17 protein-coding genes are annotated in these 19,498 nt (G+C 71.8%); 10 read left to right on the top strand and 7 right to left on the bottom strand.

Annotated elements, in window-relative coordinates; translation table 11 throughout:
• Positions 1-172: 172 nt before the first annotated feature.
• Positions 173-979 (bottom strand): helix-turn-helix domain-containing protein, encoded by an 807-nt coding sequence (locus AC29IT_RS23820; RefSeq protein WP_358438664.1) that lies wholly within the window; start codon positions 977-979, stop codon positions 173-175.
• A 233-nt stretch (positions 980-1,212) separates the two neighbouring features.
• On the opposite strand from AC29IT_RS23820, the gene AC29IT_RS23815 reads away from it, so the two are divergent.
• The 3 genes from AC29IT_RS23815 to AC29IT_RS23805 all read left to right on the top strand — a co-directional run bounded on the left by AC29IT_RS23815 (position 1,213) and on the right by AC29IT_RS23805 (position 3,174).
• Positions 1,213-1,344: a hypothetical protein gene (locus AC29IT_RS23815; protein WP_358438666.1), complete on the top strand. Its 132-nt coding sequence runs from the start codon at positions 1,213-1,215 to the stop codon at positions 1,342-1,344.
• A 147-nt stretch (positions 1,345-1,491) separates the two neighbouring features.
• Complete coding sequence (locus tag AC29IT_RS23810; protein ID WP_488220146.1) at positions 1,492-2,037, top strand: YbhB/YbcL family Raf kinase inhibitor-like protein; 546 nt, start codon at positions 1,492-1,494, stop codon at positions 2,035-2,037.
• 18 nt (positions 2,038-2,055) lie between these two features.
• On the top strand, positions 2,056-3,174 hold the full coding sequence (locus AC29IT_RS23805) for a VanZ family protein (protein ID WP_488220145.1): 1,119 nt from the start codon (positions 2,056-2,058) through the stop codon (positions 3,172-3,174).
• Positions 3,175-3,470: 296 nt separating this feature from the next.
• Here AC29IT_RS23805 and AC29IT_RS23800 read toward each other — a convergent pair whose 3' ends face one another.
• A complete protein-coding gene (locus AC29IT_RS23800) occupies positions 3,471-3,797 on the bottom strand; it encodes a PLD nuclease N-terminal domain-containing protein (RefSeq protein ID WP_488220144.1) in 327 nt (108 codons plus the stop codon).
• A 281-nt stretch (positions 3,798-4,078) separates the two neighbouring features.
• On the opposite strand from AC29IT_RS23800, the gene AC29IT_RS23795 reads away from it, so the two are divergent.
• Both AC29IT_RS23795 and AC29IT_RS23790 read left to right on the top strand, forming a co-directional pair.
• Positions 4,079-5,260 carry a sensor histidine kinase gene (locus tag AC29IT_RS23795; RefSeq protein WP_488220143.1) on the top strand — a complete coding sequence of 394 codons (1,182 nt, stop codon included), beginning with the start codon at positions 4,079-4,081 and terminating at the stop codon, positions 5,258-5,260.
• A gap of 84 nt (positions 5,261-5,344) precedes the next feature.
• Positions 5,345-5,989 (top strand): response regulator, encoded by a 645-nt coding sequence (locus AC29IT_RS23790; protein WP_358438681.1) that lies wholly within the window; start codon positions 5,345-5,347, stop codon positions 5,987-5,989.
• A gap of 124 nt (positions 5,990-6,113) precedes the next feature.
• Here AC29IT_RS23790 and AC29IT_RS23785 read toward each other — a convergent pair whose 3' ends face one another.
• Both AC29IT_RS23785 and AC29IT_RS23780 read right to left on the bottom strand, forming a co-directional pair.
• Positions 6,114-6,779, bottom strand: a complete 666-nt coding sequence (locus AC29IT_RS23785; protein ID WP_358438684.1) for a response regulator — start codon at positions 6,777-6,779, stop codon at positions 6,114-6,116.
• Positions 6,780-6,813: 34 nt separating this feature from the next.
• Complete coding sequence (locus AC29IT_RS23780) at positions 6,814-7,986, bottom strand: sensor histidine kinase (RefSeq protein ID WP_358438687.1); 1,173 nt, start codon at positions 7,984-7,986, stop codon at positions 6,814-6,816.
• A gap of 345 nt (positions 7,987-8,331) precedes the next feature.
• Between AC29IT_RS23780 and AC29IT_RS23775 the strand changes: the two genes are divergently transcribed.
• From AC29IT_RS23775 to AC29IT_RS23765, 3 genes are all read left to right on the top strand, one after another.
• Positions 8,332-13,821, top strand: a complete 5,490-nt coding sequence (locus tag AC29IT_RS23775) for an ATP-binding protein (RefSeq protein WP_488220142.1) — start codon at positions 8,332-8,334, stop codon at positions 13,819-13,821.
• Between the two features lie 640 nt (positions 13,822-14,461).
• Positions 14,462-15,865, top strand: a complete 1,404-nt coding sequence (locus AC29IT_RS23770; RefSeq protein ID WP_358439677.1) for a mycothione reductase — start codon at positions 14,462-14,464, stop codon at positions 15,863-15,865.
• A 2-nt stretch (positions 15,866-15,867) separates the two neighbouring features.
• A complete protein-coding gene (locus tag AC29IT_RS23765) occupies positions 15,868-16,368 on the top strand; it encodes a metallophosphoesterase family protein (protein ID WP_358439661.1) in 501 nt (166 codons plus the stop codon).
• Between the two features lie 98 nt (positions 16,369-16,466).
• On the opposite strand, the gene AC29IT_RS23760 is transcribed toward AC29IT_RS23765, so the two are convergent.
• Positions 16,467-16,664, bottom strand: a complete 198-nt coding sequence (locus AC29IT_RS23760) for a DUF397 domain-containing protein (RefSeq protein ID WP_488220141.1) — start codon at positions 16,662-16,664, stop codon at positions 16,467-16,469.
• Entirely contained in the window at positions 16,661-17,524 is an 864-nt protein-coding gene (locus AC29IT_RS23755; RefSeq protein ID WP_488220140.1) for a helix-turn-helix domain-containing protein, read from the bottom strand. The genes AC29IT_RS23760 and AC29IT_RS23755 overlap by 4 nt, the downstream gene beginning before the upstream one ends.
• Positions 17,525-17,677: 153 nt before the next feature.
• Here AC29IT_RS23755 and AC29IT_RS23750 point away from each other — a divergent pair, with 153 nt between their 5' ends.
• On the top strand, positions 17,678-17,893 hold the full coding sequence (locus tag AC29IT_RS23750; protein ID WP_488220139.1) for a hypothetical protein: 216 nt from the start codon (positions 17,678-17,680) through the stop codon (positions 17,891-17,893).
• Between the two features lie 52 nt (positions 17,894-17,945).
• Here AC29IT_RS23750 and AC29IT_RS23745 read toward each other — a convergent pair whose 3' ends face one another.
• Complete coding sequence (locus tag AC29IT_RS23745; protein ID WP_488220138.1) at positions 17,946-18,734, bottom strand: MBL fold metallo-hydrolase; 789 nt, start codon at positions 18,732-18,734, stop codon at positions 17,946-17,948.
• A gap of 113 nt (positions 18,735-18,847) precedes the next feature.
• Here AC29IT_RS23745 and AC29IT_RS23740 point away from each other — a divergent pair, with 113 nt between their 5' ends.
• On the top strand, positions 18,848-19,450 hold the full coding sequence (locus AC29IT_RS23740) for a TetR/AcrR family transcriptional regulator (protein WP_358439648.1): 603 nt from the start codon (positions 18,848-18,850) through the stop codon (positions 19,448-19,450).
• The last annotated feature ends 48 nt before the right edge of the window (positions 19,451-19,498 follow it).

Below are 19,498 nucleotides of genomic sequence, written 5' to 3'. Positions count from 1 at the left end.
GTGGTCATCGGCTCGTGGATCCGGGGAGCCTGGCAGAGCGGCGGCGCGGCCGGTCGCGATCCGGCGGCGCGCACCCGGAAGCACCAGCGAAGATCAACGCGCGGTGACGGCCGGTGCGGCGCGACCCGCGCGCACCACCCGGGCCGCCGACGACCGAACGGGCGAGGCGCGATCAGTGCTCGGTGAGGACCTCGCGGATCAGGTCGCCCGCCGCGTCCGGGGTGTGCGCCAGGCGGACGATGTCCCGCAGCACCTCCCGGTAGGAGCTCACGACCCGCTCGGAATCCAGGAATGCCGGCGCGTGCTGGTTCTCCACGTACACCATGTCCGGTTCGCCGTCATATTCCAGAAGAAGAAATGACCCCTGCAATCCCGGATAGGCCCCCACGGAACGGGGGACCACTCGCAGGCAGACGTGGTCGGATTCCATCATCACCAGCAGGTGCAGCAGCTGCCGCTTCATCACTCCCGGCCCGCCGATCGGGCGCCGCAACGCGGATTCCTCCAGCACCGCGTGGAACAACGGCGCCCGGGATCGGCTCAGAATGATCTGCCGCGCCATCCGGGTCGCGATCAGTTCGTCCAGTTCGTCCTCGCAACGTCCGGGTTCCATCCCCGAGATGACGGCCCGCGCGTATTCCGCGGTCTGCAGCAGGCCGGGGATCAGCATCGGTTCGAAACTGTGCATCCGGACCGCTTTGCTCTCGTAGTCGAGGAAATCCCGCCAGCGGGCCGGGGCCGCGGACGGCCGCTGCCACCAGGCGGAGCGGCCCGCGTTGCGCGCCAGCTCCACCAGCGACGCGCGCTCCCGCTCCCCCACCTGGTAGAGCCGCAGCAGCGCGGTGACGTCATCGAGCTGCACGCCGCTGGCCCCGGTCTCGATCCGGCTGATCTTGCTGCCCGAGACGCCCAGCCGGGCACCTGCCGCCGTGCAGCTGAGCCCGGCGCGCTCGCGGTGGCGGCGGAGTTCCGCGGCCACCTGGCGCGACCGGACGGAAGTGTGGCGATTTCCCGGCATGAGTGCGCTATCCCCCAGCATCGACATCCCTGGCCCGACATCGGCGATACCCGGACTTTTCCGGTACCGAAGGCGTGGCGCATCGGACACGTACCTCGCCGGTTCGGGAGTGGTTTCCACTGCTGTTCCGAATCCGGCCTACCGATTCTCGCATTCGGCTTCCGAGCTCTTTCCGGTAGCCGCTCGCAGAACCGGTGATCGCCGTTGTGGGACGCCCGCTCGAAATTGTCCCGAACCGCTCGACCGCGGTCGCCGACGTGGAGATCGGCGTGCACCGGACCATGATCCCGAGCCCGACGGGCAGCGACAATAACTCGATCAAGTGAACGCTTGCACGCGTTGCATCGCGGGGGTGACGGGGCGGCGCCCGAGGCATCCGCGCGCGAGGCCGCGCACGCGCCCGCGGGGGCCCCACTAGGCTGCGACCGGACGATCCCGAAGATCGTCCCGCACACCCGCCGAGGAGGAGACGCATGAGCCTGCAACGCCCGATCGACCCGGACCCGTACTCGCTGCTGCCCGAGGTCCCCGCGTTCACGCTCACCTCCAAGGACGTCGCCGCCGACGAGCCGCTCGACCTCGCGCACGTCTACAGCGGCATGGGCGCGGGCGGCGGCAACCGCTCCCCGCAGCTGAGCTGGGAGGGCTTCCCCGAAGGCACGCAGAGCTTCGTGGTCACCTGCTTCGACCCGGACGCCCCCATCCCGGGCGGTTTCTGGCACTGGACGCTGGTCGACGTGCCCGCCGCGGTGACCGAGCTGGCCACCGACGCGGGTTCGGCCACCGGAGCGGGCCTGCCCACCGGCGCCTTCCAGGTGCCGAACGACCTCGGGGAGCGCGCCTACGCGGGCGCCGCGCCGCCGCCCGGCGACCGGCCGCACCGCTACCTGTTCGCGGTGCTCGCGCTGGACGTGCCGACGCTCGGGGTGAACGACCAGGTGACGCCGGCGGTCGTGAACTTCACCGCGCTCGGGCACGTCCTGGGCCGCGCGGTGCTGTCCACCACGTACGCGCACTGACGGAACCCGGAGGTCCCGGTGAGCATCCGGGTGCTGCCCGCGGTGGCCGCCGCGCTGGTCGCGGTGGCGCTGGTGGTGCTGCTGTTCGTGCCCTACGTGGCCCGCGAGCACCGCAAGCGCGGTGAGCTGCGGCCGGGCGCGCTGCTGCTGTTCGCGGCCGCGGTGCTCTACGCGCTCGGCCTGGTGGCGTACGTGCTGGTGCCGCTGCCGCCGATCGGCCCCGGCTTCTGCGAGGCGTTCGGCGACCTGCGGCCGCAGTGGCGGCCGTTCGCCGGGTTCGACGAGGTGCGGCGGCCCGGCGGGCTCACCGAACTGACCGGGCTGGTCGCCGATCCGGCGGTGCAGCAGTTCGGGTTCAACGTGCTGCTGTTCGTGCCGCTGGGCATGTTCGTGCGCTACCTGCTGCGGGAGGGCTTCGGCGGCACCGTGCTCGCCGGGTTCATGGTGTCGCTGGCGGTGGAGCTCACCCAGCTCACCGGGATCTGGTTCCTGTACCCGTGCCCGTACCGGCTGTTCGACGTGGACGACCTGATCGCGAACACGGCGGGGGCGGCGCTGGGCGCGCTGCTGGCGCCGGTGCTGCGGCTGGTCCCCGGGCAGCGCGGCACCGGCGACTCCGGCGCGCCGCGGCCGGTCGGGAGCGTCCGCAGGCTGCTGGGGATGGTCTGCGACGTGCTGCTGCTGTGGTGGCTGGGCCTGGCGCTGGCCCGCGGCGCGGACCTGCTGCTGCGGGTCGCCGAGGTGCGGCCGCCCGCCGGGACCCAGGCGTGGCTGGAGACGGCGGCGCTGTGGTTCGCGCCCGCCGTGCTGCTGCTGATCGCCACCGCGGTGGGCCGCGGCAGTTCGCTCGGCCAGCACGCGGTGCTGCTGCGCGTCGTCGTCGACGGGCGGCGCCCGGGAGCGCGCGCGGTGCTGCTGCGCTGGCTGGTGGGCGTGGGCGGGTTGGCGCTGGTCGAGGGCGTGCTCGCCGTGCTGTGGCCCGCGGCGGGGCTGCCGGTCGCGCTGGCGTGGTGCGCGGTGCACGCGCTGGGCGTGCCGCGCAGCCGGGAGCACCGGGGGTGGTCCGGGATGATCGCGGGCACCGAACTGGTCGACGCCCGGGCGCTCACCGCGGACCGCGCCGCGGACGAGGGCTGACCCGCGGCCGTTCGTAGATGTGGACTGTCCGGTCGTCGGTGCGCCCGATCCGGAACGACCCGGTGTCCCGGAACGACCCGGCGCCCCCGGACGACCCGCTGTCCCAGAACGGTCCGGGGTCCCCGAACGACCCGCTGTCCCAGAACGACCCGCTGTCCCAGAACGACCCGCTGTCCCAGAACGGTCCGGGGCCCCCGGACGGTCCGGCGCCCCCGGAACGACCTGGCGCCGCCGACCCCTCGCGCTCCCGGTGGCGGGAGCGCACGGATCGGCGGCGCGGTGCCTGCCGCGGGCCGTCACGCGGTGGCCTGGCCGCCGTCCAGCGGCTGCGCCGGACCGGACTCCGGGCCGGAGCCGACCGCGTTCTTGCGGGCCTGCGAGCGGCCGATCACGAACCACAGCGCGGCACCCAGCAGCGGCGCCATCACGACGATCAGCACCCACACCGCCTTCGTGGTGCCGTCCGCCTCGGCGCGGTACAGGCTCACCAGGGCGCCGATGACCAGCGCGGCCAGCCCGAGCGCGATCAGCCCACCGACGACGAGGAACACCCAGCCCCACACCTGCGAGGGCTGCTCGGCAGCGGACTGGGCGAGGGAACGGGTGATCTCGGACTTCAGCATGGGATTCGTCCTTCCGGGAGTGCTTCGGGAGCGGACCGCGGTCGCGGTGCCCCGCCGGCTTCGACTTCCGCCGTTCGCCGACGAGATCAATGCTGCGCCCCGAGCGGGTCCGCGCACGTCGGCAGTTCAGCCCGACTCGACTTGGCCTGAAGTAGTACGCCGCCTCGGCCGGAAGCGGGACGCACCCGCGGGCGGGCGCCGGACACGCTGGAACGGCGGAGAGGAGCAGCATGATCGGACGCCTGATGCCGGACGACGACACCGACGCATACCGTGGTCGAGTGCCTCGACAAGGGAAGTGGGCCACTCGACTGGCCTGGTGGGACGGCAAGTTCAGATCCCTGCTGCTGGATCTGCTGATCGCGTCGCTGGCCGTGGCCATGCCGGACGATCCGGCGGTCTGGCAGCAGTGGGTGCTGATCCCCGGCAACGCGCTCCTGTTCGGCGGATTGCTGCTGCGCAGGCGGTTCCCGTGGATCGCGGTGCTGGCCTCGAGCGCGGTCCTGGTGCTGTCCGGATCGGCGGACCAGGGCATGGCCGTGGTGGTCGCCCTGTACACGATGGCGAAGCAGCGCGGCCCGGTCGCCTCGACCTGGGGTGCGGTGGCGGTCGTCACGGCGGCGCAGCTGACCCGCCTGGCGCTGCCGAACCTCGCGAATCTGTGGAGCGACGGGACGCTGACGGTGCTGCTGGGGCTGGCCGCGATGCTGACCGGGTTCGTCGGCATGCCGACGCTGCTCGGGTTGTGGCTGTACCAGCGCCGCGACCTGCTGCGCAGCCTGCGGGAACGGGCCGTGCAGGCGGAGCGGGAGCGGGACCTGCTGGCGGACCGCGCGGTCGGCGCCGAACGCCGCCGCATCGCCCGCGAGATGCACGACGTGGTGGCGCACCGGGTCAGCGTGATCTCGCTGCAGGCGGGCGCGCTGACGATGACCGCCACCGACGAGCGCACCGAGCAGGTCGCCGAGGTGATCCGGGTGTCGAGCTCGGCCGCGCTGAGCGAACTCCGCGAGATGCTGCGGGCGCTGCGCGACGACGCCGAGCACCCGGGCGGTGATCACGCCGCCCCCACCTTGGCGGGGGTGACCGAGCTGGTCGCCGATTCGGTGGCGGCGGGCGCGGAGATCGCGCTGGAGATGCCGGACGAGCTCCCGGAGACCTCCACCGCCGTCGGCCGCGCCGCCTACCGGGTGGTGCAGGAGGCGCTGACGAACGCGGGCAAGCACGCCCCCGGTTCGCCGGTGCTGGTGTCGGTCGACACGGGTCCGGACGGGCTCGCGGTGGAGGTGGTGAACGCGCGCGGCGGCGGCACCACCGTGGTGGAGGGCTCCGGGTACGGGCTGATCGGGATGCGCGAGCGGGTCACCCTCGCCGGCGGCACCTTGCAGGTGGGCCGCACCGCCGAGGACGGCTACCGGGTGCGGGCGGAGTTCCCGGTGCTGGAGCCCGCGGCCGCGTCCTGACGCCGGTCCCGGGACACCGTGATCCGGTGCGGCCGGACTTGGATACCGTGGGCGCGGCAACGCAGTCGGGCGCGGGGGAGTCACGTGGGCATCAGGGTGGTCCTGCTGGAGGACGAGGAACTGGTGCGCAGCGGCATCCGGCTCATCCTCGAGTCTGATCCGGGCATCGAGGTCGCCGCGGAGGCCGGGGACGGTTCCGGCGTGGTGGACTTGGTCGCCAAGCACCGCCCGGACGTGGTGGTCACCGACATCCAGATGCCGCGGGTCGACGGCCTGGAGGTCACCAAGCGGGTCGCCGCGCTGGCGGAACCGCCCGCGGTGCTGGTGCTGACGACGTTCGACGTGGACGAGTACGTGCACGCCGCGCTGCAGGCGGGGGCGTCCGGGTTCCTGCTCAAGGACACCCCGCCTCGGGAGCTGGCGGCGGCGGTGCACACGGTGGCCTCCGGGGAGGCGATGCTCTCGCCGCGGATCACCAAGCGGCTGCTGGGCGCGTTCGCGGCGGGCAAGGAGAACTCGGACGCGCGCCGGAAGATCGACCAGCTGACCCCGCGCGAGCGCGAGGTGGCGGTGGCGGTGGCGCAGGGGCTGAGCAACGCGGAGATCGCGGCCCACCTGTACATGAGCCCGTCCACCGTGAAAGTCCACATCGGACGGATCATGGGCAAGCTCGGCGCGTCGAACCGCACCCAGGTCGCCATCGTCACCCACGACGCGGGCCTCGTCTGATCCGGACCGTTCCCGGCGGGCGGGCCGGCCCCGGCGGACAGGCCGTTGCCGACGGACAGGCCGGTCCCAGCAGAACCGGCCCGGACGCGCGGTTCCACGAGCCGTTCCCGCGCGAGCGGTCCTGTCACCGCTGCCGCGGCACCACCAGTCCCGATTCGTAGGCGACCACCACGGCCTGCGCCCGGCTGGACACCCCGAGCTTCGTCATGGCGCGGTTCACGTGCGTCTTCACCGTCCCCTCGCTGAGCACCAGGTGCTCCGCGATCTCCGCGTTGGTGGCGCCGGTGGCGATCAGCCGCAGCACGGCCAGTTCCCGCTGGGTGAGCCCGGACAGCTGCACGGGGATGCCCGCGCCCGGCGGCGGCACCCGCATGTAGGTCTCGACGAGCCGCCGGGTGATGGTGGGGCCGAACAGCATCCCGCCGTCGGAGACGGTGCGCACCCCGGTGATGAGCGTTTCGGGCGGGCTGTCCTTGAGCAGGAACCCGGAGGCCCCGGCGCGCAGCGCCGCGTACACGTAGTCGTCGAGGTCGAACACGGTGAGCACCAGGATGCCGGGCCGCGGCGGTTCGGCCGCTTCCAGGATGAGTTCGGTGGCGCGCACCCCGTCCATCTCGGGCAGCCGGAGGTCCATCAGCACCACGTCGGGCCGCAGCCGGGCGGCGAGCTCGACGGCGTCGCGCCCGTTCGCGGCCTCGCCGACGACGTCGATGCCGTCGGTGGCGCGCAGCAGCGCGGCGAACGCGGCGCGCAGCAGGTCCTGGTCGTCGACGATGAGCACCCGGATCACGCGGCGGTCCCCCCGCCGGTCGACGGCCGCCTGCTCAGCCCTCGGCGCGCGGAATGCGCAGCAGGACCTGGAATCCGCCTTCGGGACGACGCCCGATCTCCACGGTGCCGCCGTACATCTTCGCCCGTTCGCACATGCCGATCAAACCGTGCCCGGAAGGCTTGCGGTCCTTCGGGGGCGGTGCGCCGTCGTCGCGGATCCGCACGGTGACCGAGTCGGCGTCGTGGTGCACGCGGACTTCGGCGGTGGCGGTCGGGGCGTGCTTGAGCACGTTGGTGAGCGCTTCCTGCACGATGCGGTAGGCGCACAGCTCGGCGCCGGGCGACAGCGGCCGCGGTTCGCCCTCGACGTGCAGCGCCACCGGTACCCCGGACGAGCGGACCCGTTCGAGCAGCACGGGCAGTTCGTCGAGCCCGGGCTGCGGCAGGAAGCTGGTGCCGCCGCCGGGCGGTTCCTCGATGCTGGGCCGCAGCACGCGCAGCAGCCTGCCGAGCTCGTCGAGGGAGCTGGAGGTGGTGGCCGAGATGGTGCCGAGCGCTTCGCGGGCGGTCTCCAGGTCGGAGTCGAGCACGTAGCGGGCGAGGCTGGCCTGCACCGCCACCACGGACAGGTGGTGGGCGACGACGTCGTGCAGTTCGTGCGCGATGCGCATCCGCTCTTCGGTGACGGCGCGCTCGCCTTCCAGGTCCCGTTCGTGCCGGAGCCGTTCGGCCTGCTGGCCGCGGACCCGGATCGCGTAGCCCAGCGCGACCGCGATGATCGCCTGGGTGCTGCCGAACAGCAGACCGGCGAACAGATCGGTGGACCACCGGAAGTGGGCGACACCCGCGATGACACCGCTGCTGATGACCACGATGCTGCCCGCGGCGAGCGGGACGGAGCGGTTCAGCGGGTACCGGACGGCGACGCTGTAGGTGGCGACGAGCGGCCCGAGCAGCCCGAGCGAGGTCTTGCAGCCGGTGCCGTAGAACGTGCACAGCGCCACCGAGATCACGGCCAGCACGACCACCGGGTACCGCCTGCGCAGCACCAGCGGGGCACCGCCGAGCACGGCCGCGACGTGGGCGAGCAGCCCGGGATCACCGCTGTCGACCACGTCGCCCGGGGACATCCCCAGCAGCGCCAGGTAGGTGACGAACCCCGCGAGCGCGGCGTCGGCCACGAGCGGGAACCGCTGCGGCAACGCCGCCCACCGTGCTCTGTTCACCACGGGAACCTATCCGGCCGCGTTCTGAATGCGGTCGTGCGGCAGGGTGGTCGGGGCCGTCCGGGGGCGCCGGGTGGTGCGAGTGGCGGAGCGCGGCGATGAGCGGGTCTCCCGGATCTCGCGGGTTCTGCCCCGAATTCGTGTGCTGGAGTGGTCTTCCGGGGAGTTCCGGACGGGCGCTCGGCTAGCTTTTTTGGCGGGTTCCTACAAAGTCTCGGCTCCGGCATGCGCCGGTGCGGACATTGGTACACCCGGGTGTGACGGAGCAGTGTGTAGGACAGGTGCAGGCGACGCTCCGGGGACGGGACGTCGCCTGTTGTGCGTGGTAATCAGGAGGCTCATCCGGTGTTCAGTCGTGTCGCCATCGTCAACCGTGGAGAGGCTGCGATGCGGCTCATCCACGCCGTGCGGGATCTGTCCGCGGAAACCGGCAAGCGGGTGGAGACGGTCGCGCTCTACACCGACGCCGACCGGACCGCGACGTTCGTGCGGGAGGCCGATGTGGCCTACTCGCTGGGCCCGGCGTCGGCCCGCCCCTACCTGGACCACGCGGCGCTGGAACGGGCGCTGCTGGAGACCGGCGCGGACGCGGCCTGGGTGGGCTGGGGTTTCGTCGCCGAGGACCCGGCGTTCGCGGAGGTCTGCGAGCGCATCGGCGTGACGTTCATCGGCCCGAGCGCGGACGCGATGCGCAGGCTCGGCGACAAGATCGGCGCGAAGCTGCTGGCCGAGGAGGTCGGCGTGCCGGTGGCCCCGTGGTCCCGCGGCGAGGTGGCGTCCGCGGAGGAGGCGCTGGCCGCGGGTGAGCGGATCGGCTACCCGCTGATGCTGAAGGCGACCGCGGGCGGCGGCGGGCGCGGCATCCGCAAGGTGAACTCGGCGGAGGAGCTGGCGGACGCCTACGAGCGCACCAGCCAGGAGGCGCTGCGCTCCTTCGGTTCCGGCGTGGTGTTCCTGGAGCGCCTGGTCACCGGCGCCCGGCACGTGGAGGTGCAGGTCATCGCGGACGGCCAGGGCACCGCGGTGGCGCTGGGCGTGCGGGACTGCTCGGTGCAGCGCCGCAACCAGAAGATCATCGAGGAATCGGCGTCGCCGGTGCTCTCCCCGGAGCAGACCGCGGAGCTGAAGGCCTCGGCGGAGCGGCTGGCGCTGGCGGTGGACTACCGCGGCGCGGGCACCGTGGAGTTCCTGTACCACCCGGGCGAGGAGCTGTTCGCGTTCCTGGAGGTGAACACGCGCCTGCAGGTGGAGCACCCGATCACCGAGATCACCACCGGCACCGATCTGGTGAAGCTGCAGCTGCACGTGGCCGCGGGCGGCACGCTGGAGGGGCTGTGCGCCTCGGAAAGCGGGCACGCGGTGGAGGCGCGGCTCAACGCCGAGGACCCGGACCGCGACTTCGCCCCCTCCCCCGGGCACATCGCGCGGCTGGTGCTGCCCGCGGGCCCCGGCATCCGGGTGGACACCGGGGTGTCGGAGGGCGACACGATCCCCGCCGACTTCGACTCGATGATCGCGAAGATCATCGCGTTCGGCCGGGACCGCGACGAGGCGCTGGCCCGGCTCCGCCGCGCGATGGCCGAGACCACGGTGATCATCGACGGCGGGGCGACGAACAAGAGCTTCGTGCTGGACCTGCTGGACCAGCCGGAGGTGGTCGACGGCAGCGCCGACACCGGCTGGATCGACCGGGTGCGCGAGGACGGCCGGCTGGTGCTGCACCGGCATTCGGCGATCGCGCTGGCCGCGGCGGCCATCGAGGCCTACCAGGACGAGGAGGAGGCGGCGCGGCAGCGGCTGCTGTCCACCGCGTTCGGCGGCAGGCCGCAGGTGCAGCACGAGACGGGCCGCCCGCTGGACCTGAAGCTGCGCGGCGTCGGCTACCAGGTGGGCGTCGCCCGGGTCGGGCACAAGCGGTTCCGCGTCGCGATCTCCGGTGGCGGCCCGGTGCACCCGGCGGACGTGGAGGTCGACCGGTTCGACGCGCACAGCGGCCAGATCACCGTGAACGGCCACCGGTTCCGCCTGGTCACCGGCACGCACGGCCCGATCCACCTGGTGGAGGTGGACGGGGTGGCGCACCGGATCACCCGGGACGAGGGCGGTGTGGTCCGCTCCCCCGCTCCCGCGCTGGTGGTGGCGACGCCGCTGGCCGTCGGCGACGAGGTCGAGGCGGGCGCGCCGATCCTGGTGCTGGAGAGCATGAAGATGGAGACCGTGCTGCGCGCCTCGTTCCGGGCGCGGGTGCGGGAGCTGCCGGTGTCCACCGGCAGCCAGGTCGAGACGGGCGCGCCGCTGATGCGGCTGGAACCGCTGGCCGACGACGACGCGGCCGAGGAGGCCGCGGAGACCGCGGCGGTCGAGGTGGAGCTGCCCGCGGAGCCGACGAGCGTGTCGGCCGCGCAGCGCGCCGCGCGCGGCCTGCGGGACCTGCGCGGCCTGCTGCTCGGCTTCGACGTCGATCCGCAGGACGGCGAGCGGGTGCTCAGCGGCTACCTGGCGGCCCGCACCGAGCCGGACGCGGCGCCCGGGGTGACCGAGGGCGAGGTCGAGCTGCTCGGCGTGTTCGCCGACCTGTCGGAGCTGAGCCGGAACAAGCCCGCCGGGGACGTGGACGACGAATCCGGCCCGGTGCACAGCCCGCGCGAGTACTTCCACAGCTACCTGCAGAGCCTGGACGTGGAGCGCGCCGGGGTCAGCACCGGTTTCGAGGAGCGGCTGCGCCGGGTGCTGGCGCACTACGACGTGACGGACCTGGAGCGCTCGCCGGAGCTGGAGTCGGCGGTGTTCCGGATCTTCCTGGCGCAGCAGCGCGCCGCCTCCGACGTCAAGATCATCTCGGCGTTGCTGCGGCGCTGGATCGCCGAGCCGCCGCCCGCGACGGAGCTGCGGGAGCGCGCCGGGCTGACGCTGGAGCACGTCATCAAGGCCACCCAGGTGCGCTTCCCCGCGGTCTCGGACCTGGCGCGCGGCGTGGTGTTCCGCTGGTTCGCGCAGCCGCTGCTGCGCCGCAACCGCGCCGAGGTGTACGCCGGGGTGCGCGCCGAGCTGCGCCACCTCGACGAGCACCCGGACGCCGCGGACCGCGCGGAGCGGATCGCGAAGATGGTCGCCAGCGCCGAGCCGCTGGTGCGGCTGCTCGGCCAGCGGATGGGCCGCGGCGGCCACGACCACACCCCGCTGCTGGAGGTGCTGACCCGCCGCTACTACGGCAACCGGGCGCTGTCCGGCGTCACGTCCCGGGAAGCCGCGGGCTGCCGGTTCGTCACCGCCGAGCACACCGGCGCGGAGGGCGTGACCCGCCTGGTCACCACGGCCGTCGACTTCGGCGAGCTGCCGGAGGCGGCGCGCGCGGTCGGCGAGCTGGCCGCGGACCGCCCGGACGGTGCCGACGTGGTCGCCGACCTGTACGTGAAGTGGGAGGGGCAGCCGGACGCGGAAGCGGTCGCGGCCCGGCTCGGCGAGGTGCTGGCGGCGCAGCCGCTGCCCGCCGAGGTCGCCCGCATCACCACCACGGTCGCGGGCACCGGCGGTGCGGTGATGCACCACCACTTCACGTTCCGCCGCGACGAGCGGGGCGGGTTCGCCGAGGACCGGCTGATCCGCGGCCTGCACCCGCTGATCGCGCAGCGGATGCAGCTGGAGCGGCTGCGCGAGTTCGACCTGACCCGGCTGCCGTCGGCGGACGAGGAGGTCTACCTGTTCACGTGCGTCGCGCGGGAGAACCCGTCCGACGAGCGGCTGGTCGCGATGGCGCAGGTGCGGGACCTGACCCCGCTGCGCGACGCGGAGGGCCGGCTGGTGGCGCTGCCCGCGGTGGAGGACATCCTCGCCGGGTGCATGGACGCGATCCGCACGGTGCAGGCGCAGCGCCCGGCGAAGAAGCGCTTCGACACCAACCGCATCCTGATGTACGTGTGGCCGCCGACGGAGTTCACCTCGGACGAGCTGAACACGCTGGTGCAGCGCATCCTGCCGACGACGGCGGGCGCCGGGCTGGAGGAGGTCACGTTCCTGTCCCGCCAGCGCGGGGAGAACGGCGAGCTCACCGACATGGCGGTGCGGATCGACCTGGCCGGTGGCCGCGAACCGCGGCTGCACATCGAGGAACCGTCCGCGGAGCCGGTGCTGCCGCTGGACGACTACCGGCAGAAGGTGCTGCGCGCGGCGCGCCGCGGCACCACGTACCCGTACGAGCTGACCGGGATGCTGGCCGGGGACGCGGGCGGTTTCGTCGAGCACGACCTGGACGAGGACGGCGTGCTGGTGCCGGTGGACCGGCCGCGCGGGAAGAACTCGGCCGCGATCGTCGCGGGCGTGGTGACCACCCCGACCGAGCGTCACCCCGAGGGCGTGCGGCGCGTGGTGCTGCTGGGCGATCCGACGAAGGCGCTGGGCGCGCTGTCCGAGCCGGAGTGCGCGCGGGTGATCGCGGCGCTGGACCTGGCGGAGCGGTTGCGGCTGCCGCTGGAGTGGTTCGCGCTGTCGGCGGGCGCCCGCATCTCGATGTCCTCGGGCACCGAGAACATGGACTGGGTGGCGGCCGCGCTGAAGCGGATCGTGCAGTTCACCCAGGACGGCGGCGAGATCAACATCGTGGTCGCGGGCATCACGGTCGGCGCGCAGCCGTACTGGAACGCCGAGGCGACGATGCTGATGCACACCAAGGGAATCCTGGTGATGACGCCCGATTCGGCGATGGTGCTCACCGGCAAGCAGTCGCTGGACTTCTCCGGCGGCGTGTCGGCGGAGGACAACTTCGGCATCGGCGGCTACGACCGGGTGATGGGGCCGAACGGCCAGGCGCAGTACTGGGCGCCGAATCTGCCCGCCGCGCGGGACGTGCTGATGTCGCACTACGACCACACCTACGTGGTGCCGGGCGAGTCGGCGCCGCGTGCGGCCGCGACGACCGACCCGTCGGACCGGGACGTCTCGCCGTTCCCGCACGAGTTCGGCGGCGACTTCAGCACGGTCGGCGAGATCTTCTCCGCCGAGCACAACCCGGACCGCAAGAAGCCGTTCGACATCCGCACGGTGATGCGCGCGCTGTCCGACCAGGACCACCCGGTGCTGGAGCGCTGGGCGGGCATGGCGGACGCGGACACCGCGGCGGTGCAGGACGTGCACCTGGGCGGACACCCGGTGTGCCTGCTCGGCATCGAGTCCCGATCGGTGCAGCGCCGCGGGTTCCCCCCCACCGACGGCCCGGACACCTACACGGCGGGCACGTTGTTCCCGCGATCGTCGAAGAAGGCGGCGCGGGCGATCAACGCGGCGTCCGGGAACCGGCCGCTGGTGGTGCTGGCGAACCTGTCCGGGTTCGACGGTTCGCCGGAGTCGATGCGGAAGCTGCAGCTGGAGTACGGCGCGGAGATCGGCCGGGCGATCGTGAACTTCGAGGGCCCGATCGTGTTCTGCGTGATCTCGCGGTACCACGGCGGCGCGTTCGTGGTGTTCTCGAAGGCGCTGAACCCGAACATGACGGTGCTGGCGCTGGAGGGTTCGTTCGCGTCGGTGCTGGGCGGTGCTCCGGCGGCGGCGGTGGTGTTCTCCGGCGAGGTGAACAACCGCACGGCGACCGATCCGCGGGTCACCGCGCTGCAGGCGAGCGCCGGTGAGGCGACGGGCGCGGAGCGGGCGGCGCTGCACGCGCAGCTGGCAGAGGTGCAGTCCTCGGTGCGGGCGGAGAAGCTCGGCGAGGTCGCCGCGGAGTTCGACCGGGTGCACAGCATCCAGCGCGCCGTGGAGGTCGGTTCGGTCGACGAGATCGTCAGCGTGGCGCAGTTGCGCCCGCGCATCATCGCCTCGATCGAGCGAGGCCTGAACGGCTGACGGCAGCAGCGAACGGGGCCCGTGACCGGGAGGTCGCGGGCCCTGCTGCGTTCCTGCCGAAGGCGCTCGAACGGCGAGCGCGCTGCACCGGTGCCGTCCGTTTGTCAGCGGCGAAGCCGCTGAGCGGCGACCCGGCACGCCACCGGCACCGCCGCGGGTTCTCAGCGGCTTCCTCGCGAGGACAGCGTTTTCGCCTGTGGCGGAGCCACCGGTGAAAACGATCCCGCAGCGAGGAAGCCGCTGAGGTTCCGCTACTCGAGCCACCGAGCAGAACGACCCACACAGCAGAAACAAGGAAAAAGCAGGGATGACACCCCCTGGTGGTCATCCCTGCTTCTCGTGCCTCCCCGTGATCGCTGTGCGGCCGCACCCGTTCCGGCATTGCGCACAGCGATGCGAGGACCAAGTTAGTGATCTTGCTCGGGTGTGGTCGACCGACCAGAGCAGGAGATCCGGGGTAAACCTACGTGGTAGTTAAATAGGGGTCCGGACTGACTGTTCCGCCCGATCCGCCCGATAGGCCTCGCCGGGGCGCGACGGGTGGTCCGTGGCAGGCTGCTGGAATCAGCGGGCGCCCCGCGCGGTTGTACGTCGAGGTGCGCCGAGCGCACCACGCGCCCACGACGAGCACGGGATGGACATGCCTCACTTCGACCTGATCATCATCGGTAGCGGCTCCGGCAATTCGATCCTCGACGAGCGGTTCGCCGACTGGAACGTCGCGATCGTGGAGAAGGGCGTCGGCAGCACCGGGAACTACGGCGGCACCTGCCTGAACGTGGGCTGCATCCCGACGAAGATGTTCGTGCACACCGCGGACACGGCGGCGAGCCCCGGGGTGGGCGCGAAGCTGGGCGTGGACCTGGAGCTGCGGGACGTGCGCTGGCGGGAGATCCGGGACCGGATCTTCGGCCGCATCGACGCGATCTCCGACGGCGGCCGCCGCTACCGGGCCGAGGGTTCCCCGAACGTGTCGCTGTTCCAGGGCGAGGCGCGGTTCACCGGGGTGAAGGAACTCACCGTGGCGACCGCGGACGGCCCGGAAACGATCACCGCGGACCGGTTCGTGGTGGCGGCGGGCGGGCGCCCGACGGTGCCGGACCTGCCGGGCATCGAGCAGGTCGGTTTCCACACCAGCGACAGCGTGATGCGACTGGAGGAACTGCCCCGCCGCATGATCATCCTGGGGAGCGGGTTCATCGGCGCCGAGTTCGCGCACGTGTTCTCGGCGCTGGGCGTCGAGGTGACGGTGGTGGCCCGCTCCGGGGCGCTGCTGCGCGCCGAGGACGAGGACGTGTCGCAGCGGTTCACCGAGCTCGCCCAGGCCCGCTGGGACGTGCGGCTCAACCGCAAGCAGACCTCGGTGGAGCGGGACGGCGACGTGGTGCGGCTGCACCTGGACGGCCCCGACGGCCCGGAGGTCGTGGAGGCGGAGGAGCTGCTGGTCGCGATCGGCCGCACCCCGAACTCGGACCTGATCGACGCGCAAGCCGGCGGGTTGAAGGTCCGCGAGGACGGCAAGGTCGAAGTCGACGCCGAGCAGCGCACCTCGGTGGACGGCGTGTGGGCGCTGGGCGACATCAGCTCGGACCACGAGCTCAAGCACGTCGCGAACCACGAGATGCGGGTGGTGCAGCACAACCTGCTGCACCCGGACGAGCTGATCGACTCGGACCACACCTACGTGCCGCACGCGGTGTTCTCCTCCCCGCAGATCGCGGCGGTCGGGCTGACCGAGCAGGAGGCCCGGGAGCGCGGCGTCGACTACGTCACGAAGGTCCAGGCGTACGGCGACATCGCCTACGGCTGGGCGATGGAGGACTCCACCGGTTTCCTGAAGCTGCTGGCCGATCCGTCGGACGGCGCGATCCTCGGTGCGCACATCATCGGCCCGCAGGCGCCGACGCTGCTGCAGCCGCTGATCCAGGCGATGCAGTTCGGTCTGGACGCGCGCACGATGGCCCGCGGCCAGTACTGGATCCACCCGGCGATGCCGGAGCTCATCGAGAACGCCCTGCTGGGCCTGGAACTCCAGCCGGAGTGACCGTGCGCCTGCTGCTGATCGCCGACACCCACCTGCCGAAGCGCGCGAAGGCGCTGCCCGAGCAGGTGTGGCAGGAGGTGGCGCGCGCCGACGTCGTCTTCCACGCCGGAGATTGGGTGGAGCCGCCGCTGCTGGACGAACTGGAGTCCCGCAGCGCGCGGCTCGTCGGCGTCTTCGGCAACAACGACGGCGCGGAGCTGCGGCGGCGGCTGCCCGAGGTCGCGCGGGTGGAACTGGCAGGCGTGCGCTTCGCGATGATCCACGAGACGGGTGCGGCGCAGGGCCGGGAACGCCGCTGCGACCGGGATTTCCCGGACGCCGACGTGCTCGTGTTCGGCCACAGCCACATCCCGTGGGACTCGACGACGCCGAACGGGCTGCGGCTACTCAACCCCGGCTCCCCCACCGACCGCCGCAGGCAACCGCACTGCACCTACCAGACGGCGGAGCTCACCGGCGGCGTCCTCACCGACCTCACCCTGCACCAACTGCCGCCGAGGTGAACGGACCGTTCGCCCGGACACGAGCGAAAGGTCCGTTCACTCCCATCCGGCACGAGTGAACGGACCGTTCGCCCAACTGGATCGGACGAACGGTCCGTTCACTCGGCGACGTCGAAAGCGGTGAGGCGCCGGAGGAACGCCGACCAGGCCCGGTGGTCCACCGTGAAGGCACCGCCGCTCGGGTCCTTGGAATCCCGCACGGATACCGCCCGCTCGGTCAATCGAACCTCGACGCAGGCGTTTGAAGAGGCCGCACTGCGACTGCTCGTGAACCATCCGGTGTCGTAGGCCCTCACTTCAGCTCCTTCAGCTTCTCGATGAGCAAGGCACGAGCCGACTCCGAGTCCAGGGCGAGCTCGCGAACGCTCTCCCAAGCTCGAAACATGGGAGCAGTTTCCAATTCTTGATCGTGGTATGTACAGGGGCCGTGGGAAGTGGTGCAGGTCATGCGAGGTGCGTTCCCTGCGAAGTCCAACGTGATGAGACCGCCTCCAAGGAGAGGCTTGGAGGTAGCGGTCCGACTCAGCACTTGAACGCTCACCGACGGACGTTCACCGAGCTGGAGAAGGTGGAGGAGCTGGCCACGCATGATCGCCAGGCTCCCGACCACTTCCTCCAGCGCCGATTCGGTCAGTACGAAGTCGATCTGCTTCGGTTCCTCGGCCTCCAGTACGCGTCGCTGCTGCTGAAGTCGGAAATCGACTCTGCGTTCGATCTCGTCCTCCGACGCCTCCCACCAGATCCCATCGGCCGCGCGCATCAACGCGACGACGTAGTCCTGCGACTGCGCGAGTCCCGGAATGATCCCGGTGTCGTAGAAGCCGATCGCGGCGGCATCGGCTTGCAGGTCGGCCAGCCGCTCGAACGACTTGGGCAGCTGATCGGTGTAACCCTTCCCGCGCTGCCGCTTCCGGGCCACCGCACCCAACGCGAGCACGGTTTCCCGGTCAGCGTCGGACACTCCGTAGCGGTCGAGCAGCAACCCGAGCTCATCGATGCTCAGCGAGGCCTTCGCCGATTCAAGATGACTGATCCGGGTGTAGTGCCGGTTGATCGCGCGAGCCGCCTCTTGCTGCGACAGCCCTGCTTCACGTCGGAGTCGGCGGAGCGTCAGTCCCAGCTGGCGGCGTTCGACGGTTTGGCGGCCTGTGGGCACGAAATCTCCTCCGGCTGATCCATTGGCTACCTGATCAGGGGACGACAATAGACCACAACCTGTGTTCTATTTATCCCACAAGCCTAACTATGCGGCTTACATGAAGATCTTCCGTGAACTGTACCGAGACACCGCAGACCAGGAGGAACCCGGATGCGTGAGCAGCGAGCCGTCGAGAGCGACACCTACGTGTGCCTGTCCGAGCACGTCCGGATCTCCTACGAGATCGACACGGACCGCTCGGTGCAGCTGGACTTCCGGGGCCGCGGCGACGACGGGCTGACGCTCAGCTTCAGCGAGGCGGCGTTCGGCGAACTCACCCGAGCCGTGGGCCGCAGCAACGCGGAGCTGCTCCACCCTTCCTCCTGATACCGGGACCTCGCCCGATGAGCGGCCCCCGCTCGTCGGGCGAACGGGCCGTTCACCCCACGAGGGCGGTGAGATCCGCGAGGTCGAGCCGGTCGCCGATGCCGAGGACGTGGGCGATTCCTCCGGCGTGACGGCGGAATTCGACGACCGGGCCGTCCACTTCGACGTAGCCGGGCGGCTTGATCAGGTGCTCGTCGTCGTGGTGGATCGGCACCGCGGCGCGGGCGCCGAGGATGCGGGCCGCCACCGCGGCCTGCTCGGGGGTCAGCGCTGCCGAGAACGGACTCGGCGGCTGCAGGGCGGGGTCGTCGACGACGGGGCCGTTGATCGGCAGGAACACCGCGTCGAACGGGCCGCAGCGCCGCGCGATGGTCCACCAGGCGCCGTGGAACAGGGTGTCGCCGCCGTGCAGCACGCGCCTGCCGTCCGCTTCCACGACCCAGCTGACCTGCGGTGATCCGAGGCCGTCGACAGCGGGCACCGCGGTGATCCGGAACGGGCCGACCTCGCGGGAGTCCCACTCGGCCACCACCTCGGCGGTCAGGCCGCTGGTGCTCAGGTCGCGCTCCACCTGCTCGGTGAGCACGTCCACGAAGGGCGCGGGCCGCAGCACCGTCGCCCCGGGGCGCAGCACCCGCTGCAAGGCGGGCACCCCGGCGTGGTCGGGGTGCAGGTGCGTGACCAGCGCCGCGTCCACCGATCCCGGCGCCGGGGCGGGCAGCTCCGCCCCCGGTTCGCGGAGCCCGAACAGTTCGTTGGGGTGCTGGACGTGGTCGATCACCAGGGTCGTCCCGCCGGATTCGATCTCCAGGCCCGCCCAGGCCAAGCGCCGGATGTGCATCGCGTGCTCCTCGTCGTCCGTTCGGCGGACGGGGTCGCCTGCCGACGCGGCGAAATTTAGCGTCCGATCGTTCGCCAAGTCAATAGCGAACGGGCGGGCGCTAAACTGAGCGCATGTCACCCCGACGCTCCGCGGCCGAAGCGCTCGCCACCCGGGCGAGGATCATCCAGCGCTCCACCGAGATCGCCTCCGAAGAAGGCCTCGAAGGCGTCACCATCGGGCGCCTCGCCGACGAGCTGGAGATGAGCAAGTCCGGCGTGCTCGGGCACTTCGGCACCAAGGAAGGCCTGCAGGCCGCGACGCTGGACGACGCCTTCGTGAACTTCTGGCACCGCGTGGTCGATTCCGCGACCGGGTATCCGGCAGGCATGCCGCGGTTGCGCGTGCTCTGCGAGAACTCGGTGAACTTTTTGGCCGACTTGGAGCTGCCCGGCGGCTGCCTGCTGACCGCCGCCTCCAGCGAGTTCGACGGCAGGCCCGGCCAGGTGCGCGACCTGGTCGCCGCCAGCTGGACCCAGTGGCGCGGACGGCTGCGCGACGAGTTCACCGCGGCCGTGGACGGCGGCGACCTCCCACCGGACTTCGACGTCGAGCAGGCCATCTTCGAGATCATCGGCACCGGCCTGGCGCTGAACCAGGAGCTCCAGCTGCACCACGACCCGCAAGCCGTCGACCGCGCCCACCGCGCGATCCACCGCGCCCTCGGCAACGGGTGAACGGACCGTTGGTCCGACTAGATCGGACGAACGGTCCGTTCACTCCCA

It is taken from the genome of Saccharopolyspora sp. MMCC62 (genome assembly GCF_057736575.1).
Note: the sequence above shows the minus strand (reverse complement) of the source record. Positions and strands in the feature narration are given on the sequence as shown.

Coding starts and splice junctions, on each gene's coding strand:
- AC29IT_RS23810 (WP_488220146.1), top strand. CDS start 1,492: ATGAGCCTGCAACGCCCGATCGACCCGGACCCGTACTCGCTGCTGCCC.
- AC29IT_RS23800 (WP_488220144.1), bottom strand. CDS start 3,797: ATGCTGAAGTCCGAGATCACCCGTTCCCTCGCCCAGTCCGCTGCCGAG.
- AC29IT_RS23770 (WP_358439677.1), top strand. CDS start 14,462: ATGCCTCACTTCGACCTGATCATCATCGGTAGCGGCTCCGGCAATTCG.
- AC29IT_RS23750 (WP_488220139.1), top strand. CDS start 17,678: ATGCGTGAGCAGCGAGCCGTCGAGAGCGACACCTACGTGTGCCTGTCC.
- AC29IT_RS23745 (WP_488220138.1), bottom strand. CDS start 18,734: ATGCACATCCGGCGCTTGGCCTGGGCGGGCCTGGAGATCGAATCCGGC.
- AC29IT_RS23740 (WP_358439648.1), top strand. CDS start 18,848: ATGTCACCCCGACGCTCCGCGGCCGAAGCGCTCGCCACCCGGGCGAGG.